The organism is Candidatus Thiodiazotropha sp. AKAK2 (assembly GCF_058244685.1).
Genome location: NZ_JBSYOP010000030.1, coordinates 14549 through 31682 on the forward strand (window position 1 = coordinate 14549; position 17134 = coordinate 31682).

15 protein-coding genes are annotated in these 17134 nt (G+C 57.4%); 14 read left to right on the top strand and 1 reads right to left on the bottom strand.

What is annotated here, in order from left to right:
* The first annotated feature begins 2 nt into the window (after positions 1 to 2).
* The 12 genes from mraY to lpxC all read left to right on the top strand — a co-directional run bounded on the left by mraY (position 3) and on the right by lpxC (position 12520).
* Positions 3 to 1085 (top strand): phospho-N-acetylmuramoyl-pentapeptide-transferase, encoded by a 1083-nt coding sequence (gene mraY / locus AC4IE8_RS13410; protein ID WP_068990712.1) that lies wholly within the window; start codon positions 3 to 5, stop codon positions 1083 to 1085.
* Positions 1085 to 2440, top strand: coding sequence for a UDP-N-acetylmuramoyl-L-alanine--D-glutamate ligase (gene murD / locus AC4IE8_RS13415; RefSeq protein ID WP_490791228.1), 1356 nt, complete (start codon positions 1085 to 1087; stop codon positions 2438 to 2440). The genes mraY and murD overlap by 1 nt, the downstream gene beginning before the upstream one ends.
* Positions 2437 to 3630: a putative lipid II flippase FtsW gene (gene ftsW / locus AC4IE8_RS13420; RefSeq protein WP_068990718.1), complete on the top strand. Its 1194-nt coding sequence runs from the start codon at positions 2437 to 2439 to the stop codon at positions 3628 to 3630. The genes murD and ftsW overlap by 4 nt, the downstream gene beginning before the upstream one ends.
* Complete coding sequence (gene murG, locus AC4IE8_RS13425) at positions 3615 to 4694, top strand: undecaprenyldiphospho-muramoylpentapeptide beta-N-acetylglucosaminyltransferase (protein ID WP_068990722.1); 1080 nt, start codon at positions 3615 to 3617, stop codon at positions 4692 to 4694. The genes ftsW and murG overlap by 16 nt, the downstream gene beginning before the upstream one ends.
* On the top strand, positions 4691 to 6127 hold the full coding sequence (gene murC, locus AC4IE8_RS13430) for a UDP-N-acetylmuramate--L-alanine ligase (RefSeq protein WP_068990724.1): 1437 nt from the start codon (positions 4691 to 4693) through the stop codon (positions 6125 to 6127). Before murG ends, murC begins: the two co-directional genes overlap by 4 nt.
* A complete protein-coding gene (locus tag AC4IE8_RS13435; RefSeq protein WP_490791229.1) occupies positions 6127 to 6303 on the top strand; it encodes a hypothetical protein in 177 nt (58 codons plus the stop codon). Before murC ends, AC4IE8_RS13435 begins: the two co-directional genes overlap by 1 nt.
* The gene (gene murB, locus AC4IE8_RS13440) at positions 6303 to 7199 is read left to right on the top strand and encodes a UDP-N-acetylmuramate dehydrogenase (protein ID WP_490791271.1); all 897 of its coding nucleotides are present in this window, start codon (positions 6303 to 6305) and stop codon (positions 7197 to 7199) included. Before AC4IE8_RS13435 ends, murB begins: the two co-directional genes overlap by 1 nt.
* Positions 7200 to 8132 carry a D-alanine--D-alanine ligase gene (locus AC4IE8_RS13445; RefSeq protein ID WP_490791230.1) on the top strand — a complete coding sequence of 311 codons (933 nt, stop codon included), beginning with the start codon at positions 7200 to 7202 and terminating at the stop codon, positions 8130 to 8132. It abuts the gene before it with no gap.
* The gene (locus AC4IE8_RS13450; protein ID WP_068990734.1) at positions 8129 to 8986 is read left to right on the top strand and encodes a cell division protein FtsQ/DivIB; all 858 of its coding nucleotides are present in this window, start codon (positions 8129 to 8131) and stop codon (positions 8984 to 8986) included. The genes AC4IE8_RS13445 and AC4IE8_RS13450 overlap by 4 nt, the downstream gene beginning before the upstream one ends.
* 4 nt (positions 8987 to 8990) lie before the next feature.
* The gene (gene ftsA, locus AC4IE8_RS13455; RefSeq protein ID WP_068990738.1) at positions 8991 to 10226 is read left to right on the top strand and encodes a cell division protein FtsA; all 1236 of its coding nucleotides are present in this window, start codon (positions 8991 to 8993) and stop codon (positions 10224 to 10226) included.
* A 44-nt stretch (positions 10227 to 10270) separates the two neighbouring features.
* Positions 10271 to 11449 carry a cell division protein FtsZ gene (gene ftsZ / locus AC4IE8_RS13460; protein ID WP_068990740.1) on the top strand — a complete coding sequence of 393 codons (1179 nt, stop codon included), beginning with the start codon at positions 10271 to 10273 and terminating at the stop codon, positions 11447 to 11449.
* 153 nt (positions 11450 to 11602) lie between these two features.
* On the top strand, positions 11603 to 12520 hold the full coding sequence (gene lpxC / locus AC4IE8_RS13465; protein WP_068991740.1) for a UDP-3-O-acyl-N-acetylglucosamine deacetylase: 918 nt from the start codon (positions 11603 to 11605) through the stop codon (positions 12518 to 12520).
* Positions 12521 to 12575: 55 nt separating this feature from the next.
* Here lpxC and AC4IE8_RS13470 read toward each other — a convergent pair whose 3' ends face one another.
* Positions 12576 to 13010, bottom strand: coding sequence for a DciA family protein (locus AC4IE8_RS13470; RefSeq protein ID WP_490791231.1), 435 nt, complete (start codon positions 13008 to 13010; stop codon positions 12576 to 12578).
* Positions 13011 to 13132: 122 nt separating this feature from the next.
* On the opposite strand from AC4IE8_RS13470, the gene AC4IE8_RS13475 reads away from it, so the two are divergent.
* Complete coding sequence (locus AC4IE8_RS13475; protein ID WP_068990744.1) at positions 13133 to 14065, top strand: M23 family metallopeptidase; 933 nt, start codon at positions 13133 to 13135, stop codon at positions 14063 to 14065.
* A gap of 255 nt (positions 14066 to 14320) precedes the next feature.
* Complete coding sequence (gene secA / locus AC4IE8_RS13480; RefSeq protein WP_068991743.1) at positions 14321 to 17134, top strand: preprotein translocase subunit SecA; 2814 nt, start codon at positions 14321 to 14323, stop codon at positions 17132 to 17134.

A 17134-nucleotide genomic window follows, 5' to 3' on the forward strand; every position in this document is an offset into this window, starting at 1 on the left:
TTGTGTTGTTATATCTGACTGAGTGGCTGGTGCAATTCGATGGGGGATTCCGGGTATTTCAGTATCTGACCCTGAGAACCATCCTCGGTGTGCTGACCGCTCTGCTGATCTCCCTGGCGCTGGGGCCGATGATGATCCGTCGTTTGAGTTTTCATCAGATCGGCCAGACGGTGCGGGACGATGGTCCGGAGACCCATTTTTCCAAAGCCGGCACACCCACCATGGGTGGCGCTCTGATTCTGGTGGCGATTGCCATTGCCACCCTGCTGTGGGCCGACCTGGACAATCGCTATGTCTGGATCGTACTGATTGTGACCCTGATCTTCGGCCTGATTGGCCTGGTGGATGATTACAAAAAGCTGGTGCTGAATGATCCCAAAGGCCTGGCGGCGCGCTGGAAATACTTCTGGCAGTCGGTGGCCGGTCTGGGTGCTTCGGTGGTCTTCTTTGCCACCGCAACCTCACCGACAGAAACGGCGCTGCTGATCCCCTACCTGAAGGATGTCTCGCTGGACCTGGGGCCAGTGTTCATTCTGTTCAGCTATCTGGTGATCGTCGGTTCATCGAATGCGGTCAATCTGACCGACGGTCTGGATGGCCTGGCGATCCTGCCCACCGTGATGGTCGGGGGAGCGCTGGGGGTTATCGCCTATGCCACCGGCCATGCGGATTTTGCCACCTATCTGAAGATTCCCTATCTCCCCGGGGTGGGGGAGTTGATTGTGTTTTGCGCCGCCCTGGTCGGCGCCGGCCTGGGATTTCTCTGGTTCAACACCTATCCCGCCCAGGTCTTCATGGGGGATGTGGGTGCGCTGGCGCTGGGTGCCGCTCTGGGTGTGGTTGCGGTGGCTGTGCGTCAGGAGATCGTGCTGTTCATCATGGGTGGGGTGTTTGTGATCGAGACTGTCTCGGTGGTGCTGCAGGTGGCCTCATTCAAGTTGACCGGCAAACGCATATTCCGAATGGCGCCACTGCATCACCATTTTGAATTGAAGGGCTGGCCCGAGCCTCGGGTAATCGTTCGTTTCTGGATCATCACCGTCATTCTGGTGCTGGTCGGTTTGGCGAGTTTGAAGATACGTTAATGTCAGAGCAATCGAAACTGCAGGGTAAGACGCTGATTGTGGGTCTGGGTAAGACCGGGCTCTCCTGTGCCCGTTACCTGGCGGCGCAGGGGGTTTCGCTGGCGATGACCGACAGCCGAGAGAACCCCCCGGGGCTGGAGTTACTGAGTCAGGAGTTGCCGGACATGGCGCTGTTTCTGGGCGGTTTCCAGGAAGAGGTGTTTGCGGCGGCCAGTCGATTGGTGGTGAGTCCCGGTGTGGCTCTGGATCAGCCGTTGATTCAGGCGGCCAAGCAGCGTGGTGTTGAAGTGCTGGGGGATGTGGAGCTGTTCGCCAGAGCGGCTAAGGCTCCGGTGATCGCGATTACCGGATCAAACGGTAAGAGTACCGTTACCACCCTGCTTGGTGAGATGGCCCGCATGGCGGGTGTGAAGGTTGCGGTGGGCGGCAACCTCGGTGAGCCGGCGCTCGATCTGCTGGATGATGAGGTGGATCTCTATATTCTTGAACTCTCGAGTTTTCAGCTGGAGAGTACCTGGTCGTTGCAGCCCAGGGCGGCGGTGGTGCTGAATGTTTCGGCGGACCATATGGATCGCTATCGGGATCTGCAGGACTACGCAGATACCAAAGCCAAGGTCTACCATCAGGCCGAGGTCTCAGTGGTCAATCGGGACGATCCGGTGGTGGCGGCGATGGTGGATGCGGCTTCGGAGTCGCTGGGTTTTACCCTGCAGGCGCCCCAAGCCATTGACTTCGGTCTGCATGAGCAGGATGGGGTGAGCTGGCTGAGTGAAGGGCATGTGCCGCTGATGCCGGTGAGCGAATTGAGAATTCCCGGTCGCCATAACCAGGCCAATGCCCTCGCGGCTTTGGCTCTGGGCTGTGCCGCCGGTTTCCCTCAGAACGACATGCTGGCTGCCCTGCGCAGCTATACCGGTCTGCCCCATCGCACCCAGTGGGTCGCGGATAAGGCCGGACTTCGCTGGTACAACGACTCAAAAGGCACCAATGTGGGGGCAACCATCTCCGCATTGAATGGATTGCATCCGGATCGGGGAGAGAGCCGCACGGTGCTGATCGCCGGTGGTGACTGCAAGGGTGCGGATTTCAGTGAATTGGTCGATGTGGTGATGAAGACGACCAGAGGTGTGGTGCTGATCGGTCGTGATGCACCGGCCATTCGGTCTGTGTTGGAAGGACGGGTTGAACTGGTCAATGCACAGAGCATGGATGAGGCGGTTGCTTCAGCCTATCACCTGGCGCAACCCGGGGATCGGGTCGTTCTTTCACCGGCTTGTGCCAGTTTCGATATGTTCCGCAATTTTGAACAGCGGGGTGAGGCCTTCATGGCAGCGGTGGAGGCGTTCGAAGCATGAGCAACAGACGACCTCAGGCGATGGATGCCCGTGCTGCCAAACCCCAGGAGCCAACCGTTGACTGGTGGCTGCTGGGGGCCTCGGTGCTGCTGCTCGGTTTTGGTCTGGTGATGGTGGCTTCATCCTCGATGACGGTGGGTGACCGGCTGGCTGGCTCACCCTTCTTCTATGTCTATCGCCACCTGTTTGCCATGTTTCTCGGTTTGATCGGTGCCGCCCTGTTCTTCGGTATCCCCATGGAACAGTGGCGCAAGGCTGGGCCGATGCTGGTCTTTCTCGGCATGTTCCTGCTGCTCATCGTGCTGATTCCCGGGGTCGGCAAGACGGTCAACGGCGCAACCCGGTGGGTACCCCTGGGCATCTTCAATCTGCAGAGCTCCGAGTTCATGAAGCTCTTCATGGTGCTCTATATCGCAGGCTATCTGGTGCGTCGTCAGGATGAGGTCGCCCGCTCGTTCTGGGGCTTTGCCAAACCGATGCTGCTGCTGGTCATCACCAGCGCGATGATTCTGCTGCAGCCCGATTTCGGCACCACGGTGGTGCTGTTTGCCACTGCACTGGGAATGCTGTTTCTAGGCGGCGTGGTGCTCTATCAGTTTGTCACCCTGATTCTGTTCTCCATGGTGGCCGGTTTTGCGCTGATCTTTTTCACCCCCTATCGCTGGCAGCGCTTTACTACCTTTCTCAATCCCTGGGATGATCCTTTCAATACCGACTTTCAGCTCTCCCAGGCGCTGATCGCCTTCGGCCGGGGCGAGTTCACCGGGGTGGGGCTGGGTAACGGCATCCAGAAACAGTTCTATCTGCCGGAGGCGCATACCGATTTCATTATGGCCGTGGTGGGCGAGGAGTTCGGTCTGCTCGGTACCCTAGGGATCATTCTGCTGTTTGCCTTTATCACCTGGCGCGCGTTTCAGATCGGTGTCAGGGCGGAAGCGGCGGGGCAGCGATTCTCTACCTATACCGCCTATGGGCTGGGGCTGTGGCTCGGTATGCAGGCGTTTATCAATATCGGCGTCAATGTCGGCATGTTGCCGACCAAGGGTCTGACCCTGCCGTTCATGAGCTACGGGGGTAACAGCATCATCGTCGCCTGCCTGATGATCGCCCTGTTGCTGCGCATCGACTACGAGTCCCGCAAATCGCCAGACCGCGAAAGGCAAGGGAGGCGATCATGGAGCCTCATGTGATGGTCATGGCCGGTGGCACCGGCGGGCACCTGTTTCCCGCACTGGCGGTTGCCCAGTGGCTGCAGAATCATAACTGCCGGATCACCTGGCTCGGCAGCAGTGGCGGCATGGAGAATCGCCTGATACCGGAGTATGGCTTTCCGATCCGCACCCTGGAGGTGAAGGGGTTGCGCGGTAGCGGACTGAAGCGTCGCATCATGGCGCCCTGGGTGGTCAGTCGCTCACTGCTGCAGGCCTATCGCCTGCTGCGTCAGGTGCAACCCAATCTGGTACTGGGCATGGGTGGCTTCGTCACCGGGCCTGGCGGGGTTGCTGCCAGGCTGATGAAGATTCCGCTGGTGATTCAGGAGCAGAATGCCATCCCCGGTTTAACCAACCGGATTCTGGCCCGCTTCGCCAATAAAGTGTTCGAGGCCTTTCCCGGCAGTTTCGGTGCCGAGGCCCAGGCTGAGACAGTGGGTAATCCTGTGCGTCAGGAGATCGTCGATCTACTCCCACCGGAAGTCCGTTTCAGCCAGCGCAGCGGAGCGATTCGATTGCTTGTGCTGGGTGGATCTCTGGGTGCCCGGGCGCTCAATCAGACCCTGCCCGAGGCATTGGCTCTGCTCAGCCGGGAGGAGCGTCCTCTGGTCCGGCATCAGGCCGGTGAGAAGCTGCTGCAGGAGACCATCGAGTCCTATCGTCAGCAGGGTGTGGAGGCGGAGATCAAGGCGTTTGAGAAGGATATGGCGGAAGCCTATGGCTGGGCCGATCTGGTGCTCTGCCGGGCGGGCGCCCTGACCGTCACCGAATTGGCCACGGCCGGCCTGGGATCGATTCTTGTGCCCTATCCTCATGCGGTGGATGACCATCAGACCCATAACGCACAGTTTCTGGTTGAGGCCGGTAGTGCACAGCTGGTACAGCAGACCGATCTCAATCCCACCGATCTGGCCGGCCGTTTGAAGGCCCTGTGTGCCAGTCGGGAGTCATTGTTGCAGATGGCCAAGGCGGCCCGTGAACAGTCCCGCGCCGATGCTGCGGCCAACCTGGGGCGCTTTTGCCTGGAGACCATTGGATCATGAATGAGCAACTGCGAAGCCGCCACAATCCGAACAGCATGGGCCGCATGCGACGGATCCATTTTGTCGGCATCGGCGGTGCGGGCATGAGTGGTATCGCCGAGGTGATGATCAATCTGGGGTATCAGGTATCGGGTTCGGATCAGCGCGAGAGCCGGGTCACCGCGCGACTTGTGGCGCTGGGCGCCAAGGTCTATCTGGGGCATCAGGCTGAGCATGTCGAAGGTGTGGATGCGGTGGTCATCTCAAGTGCCGTGAAAGAGCAGAATCCGGAAGTGGTGGCCGCCCGCCAGGATCGGATTCCGGTGGTTCCAAGGGCCGAGATGCTGGCCGAGATCATGCGTTTCCAATATGGCATCGCGGTTGCGGGTACCCATGGGAAAACCACCACCACCAGTCTGGTGGCCAGTGTGTTGGCCGAGGCCGGGCTCGATCCGACTTTTGTGATCGGCGGACTGTTGAACAGTGCCGGCGCCAATGCCCGATTGGGTGAAGGTGAGTATCTGGTGGCTGAGGCGGATGAGAGTGATGCCTCGTTCCTCTATCTGCAGCCGATGCTGGCGGTTGTGACCAACATCGATGCGGACCACATGTCCACCTACGGGGGTGATTTCAACCGCCTGCGGGGCACCTTCCTGGAGTTTCTCCACCATCTGCCTTTCTATGGTCAGGCGGTGATGTGCATCGATGATCCGGTGGTCATGGAAATGCTGCCGGAGGTGACCCGTCCGATCACGACTTACGGCTTCAGCTCTGATGCGGATGTGCAGGCAACTGATGTCCACAGCGAAGGGCTGCAGACCCATTTCAGACTGCACGTCAAAGCCCAGCAGCTGAGCTTTGAAGTAACCCTGAATCTGCCGGGTCGACACAATGTGCTGAATGCCCTGGCCGCTGCCTGTGTGGCGCTTGAGCTCCACACAGATCCCCGTCACATCCAGTCTGCGCTGAAGAAGTTTGCCGGTATCGGCCGACGTTTTCAGACCCGTGGCGACTGCCAGATGGATGGTATGCATGTGATGTTGGTGGATGACTACGCCCACCACCCACGGGAGATACAAGCGACCCTGGAAGCGGTACGTGACGGATGGCCGGAGCGGCGGCTGGTGGTCGCCTTTCAACCCCATCGCTATACCCGGACCCAGGAGCAGTTCGAGGATTTTGTTCAGGTACTTTCCAGATCGGATCTGTTGATCCTGACCGAGGTCTATGCGGCGGGAGAGGAGACAATTCAGGGTGCCACCGGACGTGATCTGAGTCGGGCGATCCGGGTGCGCGGCCAGGTCGATCCGATCTTCATGGAGCCCGTGACTGAGTTGCCTGAGCTGTTGCGCGGGCTGCTTCAGGATGGGGATATCGTGCTGACAATCGGGGCAGGCAGTATCGGCGCAATTGCGGCGGAATTGCCCACACAACTATGTGAGGAGGCCCAGTGATGGCGCAGATCTTTGATATGAGACGGTTGCATCAAGGGTGCGGAGAGTCGTTGCAGAGCGAGTTGCTTGTCATGGCAAAAGCGGGCAGGCAACAGAGCTCAATCAACCGGGAAGCGCAGAAGCAGCGCTTGAAGAGTGCTCATCAGATGCAGAAACGGGAGAGGTTCTGGGGATGATGCCGGTGATGAAGTCACAACCACTACGCGGTGAGATGCGATTGGACGAACCTCTGTCCAAGCATACCACCTGGCGTGTGGGTGGACCGGCGAAACACTTTTATCGGCCGGCTGACCGGGATGATCTGGTGAATTTTCTGAGTCAGCTGGATGAAGAGGAACCACTCTTCTGGCTCGGGCTGGGGAGCAATCTGCTGGTCAGGGATGGCGGTTTCGACGGTACCGTGATCGCCACTCAGGGCTCCTTGAAGGATTGTACTCTGGTGGATGAACAGCGGATCTATGCCGAGGCCGGTGTCTCCTGTGCGAAGGTTGCCAGAGTCGCTGCCAGAGCCGGACGCTGCGGAGTTGAATTTCTGGCCGGTATTCCCGGCACCCTGGGGGGTGCCCTGGCGATGAATGCGGGTGCTTTCGGTGGCGAAACCTGGCAGCGGGTGAAGCAGGTCGAAACCATCGATCGTTACGGTGTGGTTCGGCAAAGAGAGACCACCGACTTCCAGGTTGGTTATCGCCATGTGAGCAGACCCGAAGGTGAGTGGTTTCTCTCCGCGCAACTCTCCCTCTTGGCAGGGGATGCGGAGGCGGCCCAGCAGAAGATCAAAGCACTGCTGGCAAAACGTTCGGCCACCCAGCCCACTACCCAGCCCAGCTGTGGTTCGGTGTTCCGTAATCCGCCTGGAGACCATGCAGCGAGGTTGATCGAGTCTATTGGATTGAAAGGCCGTCAGTTGGGTGGTGCCCAGGTGTCGGAAAAGCATGCCAATTTCATCGTCAATACGGGAGACGCCACCGCCGCGGATATCGAAACTTTGATCGAGACGGTGCAGCGCGAAGTGAAAGCGGCGACCGGGATCGATCTGATCACTGAAGTCCACCGCTTAGGAGGGCCGAAGTAGATGTCTGTTTCAGCTGACAGCTTTGGCAAGGTGGCGGTGTTGATGGGAGGCCGTTCCGCGGAGCGTGAGATCTCGCTGAAGAGTGGTAACGCGGTTCTCTCAGCACTGCTGCGCCGCGATGTCGATGCGGTGGGCATCGATACTGGTGACGGGGTGCTCAATCAGCTCGACGGGGCAGGCTTTGATCGGGCCTTCATCATCCTCCACGGACGAGGCGGCGAGGACGGCACCGTACAGGGTGCCCTGCAGACTCTGGGTCTGCCCTATACCGGCAGTGGTGTGCTTGGATCGTCGTTGGCGATGGAGAAGCACCGCACCAAGACGTTGTGGCGGGGATTGTCACTGCCCACACCTGAAGCGGTGTTACTCGAGACGGCGGAGGACCTAAACCAGGCCGATGCGCTGGGTTATCCGTTGATCATCAAACCCAGCGCCGAGGGTTCGAGTATCGGTATGAGCAAAGTCGAAAACCGTGAGCAGCTGCAGCAGGCCTGGCAGACCGCCCGGGAGTATGACAGCCGGGTTCTGGCGGAACGCTGGGTGGTTGGCGAGGAGTATACCGCGGGGTTTGTGCAGGGGCAGATGCTGCCGCTGATCCGCCTTGAGACACCCCACCAGTTTTACGACTATCAGGCCAAGTACAGTGTGGACACCACCCGTTACCACTGTCCCTGTGGTCTGCCCGAGACGGAGGAAGCGCTACTTCTAACACTCTGCCGGAAGGCCTACGAAGCGGTGGGGGTCAGTGGTTGGGGGCGAGTCGACCTGATGCTCGATGAGGAGCGGCAGCCCTGGTTGATCGAAGTCAACACGGTACCGGGAATGACCGACCACAGTCTGGTGCCGATGGCGGCGAAGGTGGCCGGGATCGATTTTGACGAGCTGGTGATGCGGATTCTGCAAACCAGTCTTGATCAGCAGGTGGGGTCATGAGTAACCGACGTCGTACTGCAAAACAGCAGCAGAAACCGCTGCTCCCTGAGAACAGTCTGCTGTGGCTGAAGCTGGCGCTAATGAGCCTGGTATTGATCTCCGCCCTTTATTGGATGGGCCATATGCTGGCTGATCCCGCCGTAATGCCGGTTCGTACCGTGGGTGTTGATGGTGAGATGCGTTTTGTTAAGCGGGAGCGCCTGGAGCAGGTTGTTGCCGAAGCGGTCAACGGCAGCTTTTTCAGTGTTGACCTGAAACGGATGCGGCAACAGATCGAAGCCATGCCCTGGGTAAAGCAGGCCAGCATACGGCGGGTCTGGCCCGACAAGCTGAGGGTGCATGTAAAGGAACATCAGCCACTCGCCTACTGGGGTGAAGAGGCGATAGTCAGTCAGTTGGCCGAGGTGTTTGAGCCGGAAAAGCTGCCGCAGCTGCCGGGGCTGGTGACCCTGGTTGGCGATGCTCAACAGGCGAAGACCATTACCCGGGAGTATCAGCGCATGCAGACCCTGCTCGATACCGCGGGTTTGAGTCTGACCCGGATCTGGGTGGATGCGCGACAGGCGTGGCGGATCGAAACCGAGCGTGGCCTGTTACTTCAGCTGGGGCGGCGGGATGTGATGCAGAGACTGACCCGCTTTGTGCGTCTCTATCCCGATCTGATGGCGCAACCTGATCGTCAGCTGGTGAGTGTTGATTTGAGATATACCAATGGCTTTTCCGTGCAGTGGCGGACGAGTGAGGAAGCGACTGCCGAGGCTGGCCAGGCGTTGGGTTTTTATAGGGATGGCGCTCGGATGAGCCGCGCAGATTCCGAAAATAATTTGAGGAAAACGGGCAAAAGTCCCGGGTAGATGCATGACTAAACGAAGTGAGAAAAACCTGATCATCGGGCTCGATATCGGTACCTCGAAGGTGGTGGCCATTGTTGGCGAGATCAAAGCGGATAATGGCATTGAGATTATCGGTATCGGTTCCCACCCTTCACGCGGATTGAAGAAAGGGGTGGTGGTGAATATCGAGTCCACCGTGCAGTCGATTCAGCGTGCGGTTGAAGAGGCGGAGCTGATGGCGGGTTGTGAGATCCATTCGGTCTATGCCGGGATTGCCGGCAGCCACATCCGCAGTCTCAACTCCCACGGCATTGTCGCCATCAAGGACAAAGAGGTGAGTCAGAGCGATGTCGAACGGGTGATCGATGCCGCCCGGGCAGTTGCCATCCCGGCTGACCAGAAGATTCTGCACATCCTGCCCCAGGAGTTCATCATCGATGAGCAGGAAGGCATTCGCGATCCGGTGGGTATGTCAGGGGTTCGTCTCGAAGCACGGGTTCATATGGTCACCGGCGCGGTGAGTGCGGCTCAGAACATTGTTAAGTGCGTGCGTCGCTGCGGGCTGGATGTGGATGACCTGATTCTGGAGCAGCTGGCCTCCAGCTATTCTGTGTTGAGCGATGACGAAAAAGAGCTGGGTGTCTGCCTGGTGGACATCGGCGGCGGTACTACCGATATCGCGGTTTTTACCGGTGGTTCGATCCGCCATACCGCGGTGATTCCCATCGCCGGGGATCAGGTGACCAACGATATCGCGGTCGCCCTGCGTACCCCGACCCAGCATGCGGAAGAGATCAAGATCAAATATGCCTGCGCATTGACCCAACTGGCGACCAGCGATGAGACCATCGAGGTGCCCAGTATCGGCGAGCGGCCGCCGCGCAGGCTCTCCCGTCAGACCCTGGCGGAGGTGGTCGAGCCACGTTACGAAGAGCTGATGACGCTGATTCAGGCGGAGTTGAGACGAAGTGGTTTTGAAGATGTGATTGCCGGTGGCGTGGTGCTTACCGGTGGCAGTTCGAAGATCGAGGGAGTTATCGATCTGGCGGAAGAGGTATTTCACATGCCGGTGCGATTAGGTGTGCCCCAGTATGTCAGCGGTCTGGCTGACGTGGTGCGCAATCCGATCTATTCCACTGGAGTGGGATTGTTACTGTTCGGTCAACGTAATCGCGCCCAGGGTGGGCGGGAGTTGGCCAATGATGGTGGCCTGAAAGCGATATGGGATCGAATGAAGCATTGGTTTCAGGGCAATTTTTAAATTTTTTTGACATCTGTTAGGCGCGACAGACGCGGAGGTAGATCATGTTCGAATTAATGGATACACACAGTCAGAATGCTGTGATCAAAGTAATCGGTGTCGGCGGAGGCGGCGGCAACGCGGTCAATCATATGCTGACCGGCGAGATTGAAGGAGTCGACTTCATCTGTGCCAACACCGATGCCCAGGCGTTACGTCACAGTGAGGTACGGACCCTGTTGCAGCTCGGTTCCGATATCACCAAGGGGTTGGGCGCGGGCGCCAATCCTGAGATCGGCCGTCAGGCCGCACTTGAGGATCGTGACCGTATCGAAGAGGCGCTCGACGGGGCGGATATGATCTTCATCACTGCCGGTATGGGTGGTGGAACCGGTACCGGCGCCGCTCCTGTGGTGGCGCAGGTCGCCAAGGATCTGGGTATTCTGACCGTGGCGGTGGTCACCAAACCGTTTGGTTTTGAGGGGGGCAAACGGATGAGGATTGCCGAACAGGGCATGGAAGACCTGGGAAAACATGTGGATTCCCTGATCACCATCCCCAATGAGAAGCTGTTGGCGGTGCTCGGCAAGGAGATGAGTCTGCTGAATGCCTTCAAATCGGCCAATGATGTGCTGCTGCATGCGGTTCAGGGCATCGCCGAGCTGATTACCCGACCCGGTCTGATCAATGTGGACTTTGCCGACGTCAAAACCGTGATGTCGGAAATGGGTGCTGCAATGATGGGCTCCGGTGAGGCAAACGGTGATAATCGGGCCCGTGAAGCGGCTGAGCGGGCGATCCGCAGTCCGCTGCTGGAGGATGTCAATCTGGCCGGCGCCAAGGGTATTCTGGTGAACATCACGGCCGGACTCAATCTGGCAATCGGTGAGTTTGACGAAGTCGGCACCACCGTGCGTGAATTTGCCGATGACGATGCCACCGTGGTGGTTGGTACCGTCATCGATCCCGATATGCAGAACGATATGCGGGTCACCGTGGTGGCTACCGGACTGGGTGAACGGCCCAAGGCGGAGCTGCCGAAACCGACCAAAGTCGAGGATCTGCCGCCGGTGAAACTGGTCGATAGCCAGGAACCACAGCAGGTTCCGGAGGATTATCGGGAACTGGATCGCCCCACAGTGTTGCGAAATAGCAACAGTGACCGCAGTGCTGCAGTGACGACAGCGGATGGCAACCTGGATTACCTGGATATACCAGCTTTTTTACGTCGCCAGGCAGATTAATGTAGAATTCCCAGTTACAATGTGATTACAAGTTTTGTATGCTTGTTACAACAATGCTGGGAATATAACTGTTTTTACAGATGGACCAGCTGTGATAGCATGCGCGCCTTTTGTGGTGCCAATGGCCATTATCAGTATGGGAGCTGCGAGTCGATGATTTGGCAACGTACGTTGAAGAACGTGATACGCGCTACCGGTGTGGGACTTCACACCGGTGAGAAGGTCTACCTGACCCTGCGGCCGGCCGCTCCGGATACGGGAATCATTTTCAGACGGGTCGATCTCGATCCGCCGGTTGAGATTCGCGCCTGTGCGGAAAATGTCGGGGATACTCGGCTTTCCAGTACTCTGGTACAGGATGGGGTGCGGGTCTCTACTGTCGAGCATCTGCTCTCTGCGCTGGCAGGGCTGGGTATCGACAACGCCTATGTGGATGTGAGTGCTGCGGAAGTACCGATCATGGACGGCAGTGCCGGTCCCTTCGTGTTTCTGTTGCAGTCCGCTGGGGTTGAAGAGCAGAACAAGGCCAAGCGGTTTATTCGTATCAAGCGTAAAGTTGAAGTGGTTGAGGGTGACAAACGCGCCAGTTTCGAGCCCTTTGATGGTTTCAAGGTCTCTTTTTCCATAGATTTTGACCACCCTGCCTTCAAGGAACGTTCTCAATTCGCCACGATTGATTTCTCATCTACCTCTTTTGTCAGAGAGGTCAGTCGGGCGAGAACCTTCGGCTTTTTGCGTGATATCGAGATGTTACGGCAGAAAGAGCTGGCACTCGGCGGCAGTCTCGACAATGCGGTGGTGGTCGATGACTACCGGGTCATGAATGTGGACGGGCTGCGCTACGAAGATGAGTTCGTCAAGCACAAAATCCTCGATGCCATCGGTGACCTCTATCTGCTGGGCCACAGTCTGGTTGGCGCCTTCAGTGGGCACAAATCGGGACATGCCTTGAACAACCGGCTGCTGCTTGAGCTGATCAGTCAGGAGGATGCCTGGGAGGAGATTACCTTCGATGAACCGGAGGATGCGCCGATCTCTTACATGCAGCCTGCTCACCTGACGGTCACTTAAGGCCTGTTACTACACGCTTCGAATCGCCCCCCGGCTTCAGCCAGGGGGGTATCTTTCACTTACCTGTCTCGCCATGCCGGCTTAATTTCAGCAGCGCCTCACTGAGGTCCGGATCACGGATTGTGGCAGCGGTTTGACGTAATATTTCGCCGTTATGTTTGCTCAAGGACAGGGTTTTATGCTTCAGGGAAGAGGATTTTTTTCCAGCTTCTAGCAGGATACGGGTGCGTATCCGCTCAACCCCCAAACCGTGCTGCTGCAGTTGCTGAAGCAACTGGGGAACGGCGTAGCGCAGCCGGCTGGCCCACACCGGGGAAGAGACGAACAGACTGAGCACACCCGCCTGCAGAACCGTGGCCTTCAATTGCTGATCCAGGGGTGCCGGCAGGTTGGACCTGACTATCGTGCAGAGTGCTTCATAGTCTGCCAGTTTTTTGCCCAGTTTTGCCGGGGTCGAGTTGTTGCCAACAATGTTCCTGACCGATTTCATAGCGCGAGCTTAGAGCAGATTTAAAGAAAAAACATCACATTTTGCCCGGAAAGTGGTAAAGTTCGAGAGTTTTTGACCGAAGAAATGTAGTAACAAGGTCAGTTCTTTAAGTATTATTTGTTATGAAAATCATATACTTACGCGGTGCTGTACAAGATTACGATCTCGCCTCCAGATGGCTGATGCCGGGGGTTTTCCTGCTATTGGGGCTGTTGTTTGGTGTGGCCATGCTCTGGACCGGCTACCAAATGGGGGTCAGTGATACTGAGTTCCCTGAGCATCAGCTGGTCACCAGTCTGGAGAACAGTTTTGCCAACGAGCGGCAGACTCTGGAGGACATGAAAATTGATACTCAGAGCGGTATCGATGCCCTGGCAATTCGGGTTGGTCAGATTCAGTCCCAGTTGTTGCGCCTCGATGCATTGGGTGAGCGGCTGGTCACCATTGGCGGACTCGATAAAGGGGAGTTCAGTTTCGAAGCTGTACCGGCCCTTGGTGGTCCGAATGGGATCTCATCCCTGAGTGAAGCCTCCGCGCTGCCGGACCTGTTGCACGAGATGGAGCAGCTTGAGGCGATGATCGAGCATCGTCATCAGCAACTCAATCTGGTGGAAGACCTGATCATGAACTCAAATCTGGAAAATTCGGTTCATCCGGCCGGTCGTCCAGTGAAAAAGGGTTGGATCTCATCCTACTTCGGTATGCGCAACGATCCGTTTACCGGGAAACGCACCATGCATAAAGGCATGGATTTCGCCGGCAAGTCGGGCTCCGATGTGGTCGCTGTAGCCGCCGGTGTGGTGACCTGGGCTGATGAGCGCTACGGTTATGGTAATCTGGTTGAGATCAACCATGGCAAAGGCTACATCACCCGCTACGGGCATAATGCCGAGATCCTGGTTGAGATTGGAGACCGGGTAAAACAGGGAGAGGTGGTTGCCAAAATGGGTTCTACTGGCCGCTCCACAGGACCTCATGTCCATTTCGAGGTGGTACGTAACGGTAAGATCGTCGACCCCACGAAATATATCCTGTCGAAACGCGATAAGGGCTGAAGATCCGTTTGCTCGATTTCCGCTGTCGACATCCACTGATGTCACATTCTGCTCCTGCTTAAGACTTTTGCTGGCTGCAATCCTCATTATCGCTGGGTTGTTAGTCGGCGGTGGTTGAATTTGTGAGCGCCAATCCCCACATAGGGTGCGCAGGCTGAACGCGATCCAGCCTGGGATGATCAGCTTATCCTTCTGCATCGCTACGGCATGCTGTATGATCGCAAACATTTCGCATTCTCACGGAAACCAGGATTCATGGTTAGTAAAATCTTCACAAAGATCTTTGGCAGCCGTAATGACCGGCTGGTAAAACGAATGACAAAAACGGTCGCCCAGATCACCAATCTGGAGTCCGAAATCGAACAACTCTCAGATGATGCCTTGAAGCAGAAGACGGTGGATTTCCGTGCACGGTTGGATGCGGGTGAGGGCCTGGACAGTCTGATGCAGGAAGCCTTCGCCGTAGTTCGCGAAGCCGGGCGGCGGACCATGCAGATGCGCCATTTCGATGTGCAGATGATCGGCGGTATGGTGCTCCACCAGGGCAAGATTGCCGAGATGCGCACCGGAGAGGGTAAAACCCTGGTAGCGACCCTGGCCGCCTATCTCAACGCCCTGCCGGCAAAAGGGGTTCACGTGGTTACGGTGAACGACTATCTGGCTCGTCGAGATGCGGCCTGGATGGGACGCATCTACCACTTTCTGGGTCTCAGCACCGGGGTGATCAACTCATCCGGCGGTGCCGGACCGGATAGCTCCTCCTATCTCTACGAACCTGAATACGACGGCGCCAAGGGTGGTTTTCCGCATCTGCGCGCGGTCTCCCGTAAGGAGGCCTATGCTGCCGACATCACCTATGGCACCAACAATGAATATGGCTTTGACTATCTGCGCGATAACATGGCCTTCAGCAGTGACCAGCGGGTACAGCGTCCGCCATTTTTCGCCATCGTCGACGAGGTCGATTCGATCCTCATCGATGAGGCCCGTACGCCACTGATCATCTCCGGGCCGACAGACGACTCCTCCGAACTCTACATGGCTGTGAATAAGATCATTCCAAGTCTGACCCGCCAGGATCCGATCACCAATGAAGAGGGTAAGCCCGATTTTGGTCCGGGTGACTACTCGGTGGATGAAAAGGCCAAGCAGGTCTACTTCAGTGAAGAGGGCCACCAGCATGTGGAGGAGATGCTGACCGAGGCCGGGTTGCTGGAGGAGGGCGCCAGTCTCTACGACAGCGCCAACATCATCCTCATGCATCATGCCAACGCGGCATTGCGTGCCCACGCCCTGTTTCAGCGCAATGTGGACTACATCGTCAAGGATGGCGAGATCGTCATCGTTGACGAATTCACCGGTCGTACCATGCCTGGACGTCGCTGGTCGGATGGACAGCATCAGGCAGTGGAAGCCAAAGAGGGGGTGGAGATTCAGAAAGAGAATCAGACCCTGGCTTCGATCACCTTCCAGAACTACTTCCGGCTGTATGACAAACTCTCCGGCATGACCGGTACAGCGGATACCGAGGCGTTTGAATTTCAACAGATCTACGGTCTCGAAGTGGTGGTTATACCGACCAATCAGCCGATGGTGCGGGATGATATGGGGGATCTTGTCTACCTTACCCCGGAAGAGAAATACGATGCGATCCTGGAAGATGTCCAGGATTGTGTGAAGCGGGGCCAGCCGGTGTTGGTCGGTACCGCTTCCATCGAGACCTCCGAACTGGTCTCCGGGTTGCTGGATAAGGCCAAGGTGCCGCACAAGGTGCTGAACGCCAAACACCATGAGCAGGAGGCGATGATCGTAGCCCAGGCGGGACGCCCGGGGGCTGTTACCATTGCCACCAACATGGCGGGTCGTGGAACCGATATCGTACTCGGCGGTAACCTGGAAACCGAGCTGGAAACCCTGGGTGAGAATCCCGGATCCACCAGCGTGGATGACTATACGGAGCAGTGGAAAAAGATCCACAAACAGGTACTGGAAGCGGGTGGGCTGCATGTGATCGGTACCGAACGTCATGAGTCACGCCGTATCGACAACCAGTTGCGTGGACGCTCCGGCCGTCAGGGCGATCCGGGCTCGAGCCGTTTCTACCTCTCATTGCAGGATAACCTGATGCGGATCTTCGCCTCCGACAAAGTGGGCGGACTGATGCAGAAGATGGGGATGGAGAAAGGCGAGGCGATCGAACATCCCTGGGTCTCCCGCGCGATCGAGAATGCCCAGCGTAAGGTGGAGGGACGCAACTTCGATATCCGTAAACAGCTGCTTGAATACGATGACGTGGCCAACGATCAACGTAAGGTGGTGTATGAGCAGCGTAACGATCTGATGGATACCTCTGACGTCTCCAACTCCATTAATGCACTACGTGGAGATGTCCTGGATGAAGTCTTTCATGCCCATATTCCCCGTGACTCCATTGAAGAACAGTGGGATGTTCCGGGGTTGAGTGAAGCCTTGGCGGAAACATTCAGTGGTGAATGGCCGATCCAGCAGTGGCTTGACGATGACAGCGATCTGCATGAAGAGACCCTGAAGGCGAAGATTCACGAGATGCTCACCGCTGGCTACCAGGAGAAACAGACCCTGGTCGGTGATGAGAACATGCGTCAGTTTGAAAAGGCGATGATGCTGCAGACTCTGGACAGTCACTGGAAGGAGCATCTGGCCGCTATGGACTATCTGCGACAGGGTATTCACCTGCGCGGTTATGCGCAGAAAAACCCCAAGCAGGAGTATAAACGGGAGGCCTTCTCCATGTTCTCCGGCATGCTGGAGAGCATCAAACAGGAGGTGGTCAGCCTGCTGTCGAAGGTTCAGGTGCAGATGCCGGAAGAGCTGGCGCTGCAGGAGCAGCAGTCCCAGGTCAATGAGTTTGAGTTCAAACATGAGACCTTCGAAGGGCTGGCCGGTGAAGCGGAAGCTGAACAGCCGCCGCCTGCTCAGGAGGAGGCGCATCAGCCATTTGTCCGGGATGGACGCAAGATCGGGCGTAATGAACCCTGCCCCTGCGGTTCCGGGAAAAAATATAAGCAGTGTCACGGCCGCTTGAATTGA

Bases quoted from the DNA above. Each gene is read 5' to 3' on its own strand.
- murB (WP_490791271.1), top strand. From the start codon at position 6,303: ATGCCGGTGATGAAGTCACAACCACTACGCGGTGAGATGCGATTGGAC.
- murD (WP_490791228.1), top strand. From the start codon at position 1,085: ATGTCAGAGCAATCGAAACTGCAGGGTAAGACGCTGATTGTGGGTCTG.
- ftsA (WP_068990738.1), top strand. From the start codon at position 8,991: ATGACTAAACGAAGTGAGAAAAACCTGATCATCGGGCTCGATATCGGT.
- AC4IE8_RS13475 (WP_068990744.1), top strand. From the start codon at position 13,133: ATGAAAATCATATACTTACGCGGTGCTGTACAAGATTACGATCTCGCC.
- lpxC (WP_068991740.1), top strand. From the start codon at position 11,603: ATGATTTGGCAACGTACGTTGAAGAACGTGATACGCGCTACCGGTGTG.
- AC4IE8_RS13450 (WP_068990734.1), top strand. From the start codon at position 8,129: ATGAGTAACCGACGTCGTACTGCAAAACAGCAGCAGAAACCGCTGCTC.
- secA (WP_068991743.1), top strand. From the start codon at position 14,321: ATGGTTAGTAAAATCTTCACAAAGATCTTTGGCAGCCGTAATGACCGG.
- murG (WP_068990722.1), top strand. From the start codon at position 3,615: ATGGAGCCTCATGTGATGGTCATGGCCGGTGGCACCGGCGGGCACCTG.
- ftsZ (WP_068990740.1), top strand. From the start codon at position 10,271: ATGTTCGAATTAATGGATACACACAGTCAGAATGCTGTGATCAAAGTA.
- murC (WP_068990724.1), top strand. From the start codon at position 4,691: ATGAATGAGCAACTGCGAAGCCGCCACAATCCGAACAGCATGGGCCGC.
- AC4IE8_RS13435 (WP_490791229.1), top strand. From the start codon at position 6,127: ATGGCGCAGATCTTTGATATGAGACGGTTGCATCAAGGGTGCGGAGAG.
- AC4IE8_RS13470 (WP_490791231.1), bottom strand. From the start codon at position 13,010: ATGAAATCGGTCAGGAACATTGTTGGCAACAACTCGACCCCGGCAAAA.
- AC4IE8_RS13445 (WP_490791230.1), top strand. From the start codon at position 7,200: ATGTCTGTTTCAGCTGACAGCTTTGGCAAGGTGGCGGTGTTGATGGGA.
- ftsW (WP_068990718.1), top strand. From the start codon at position 2,437: ATGAGCAACAGACGACCTCAGGCGATGGATGCCCGTGCTGCCAAACCC.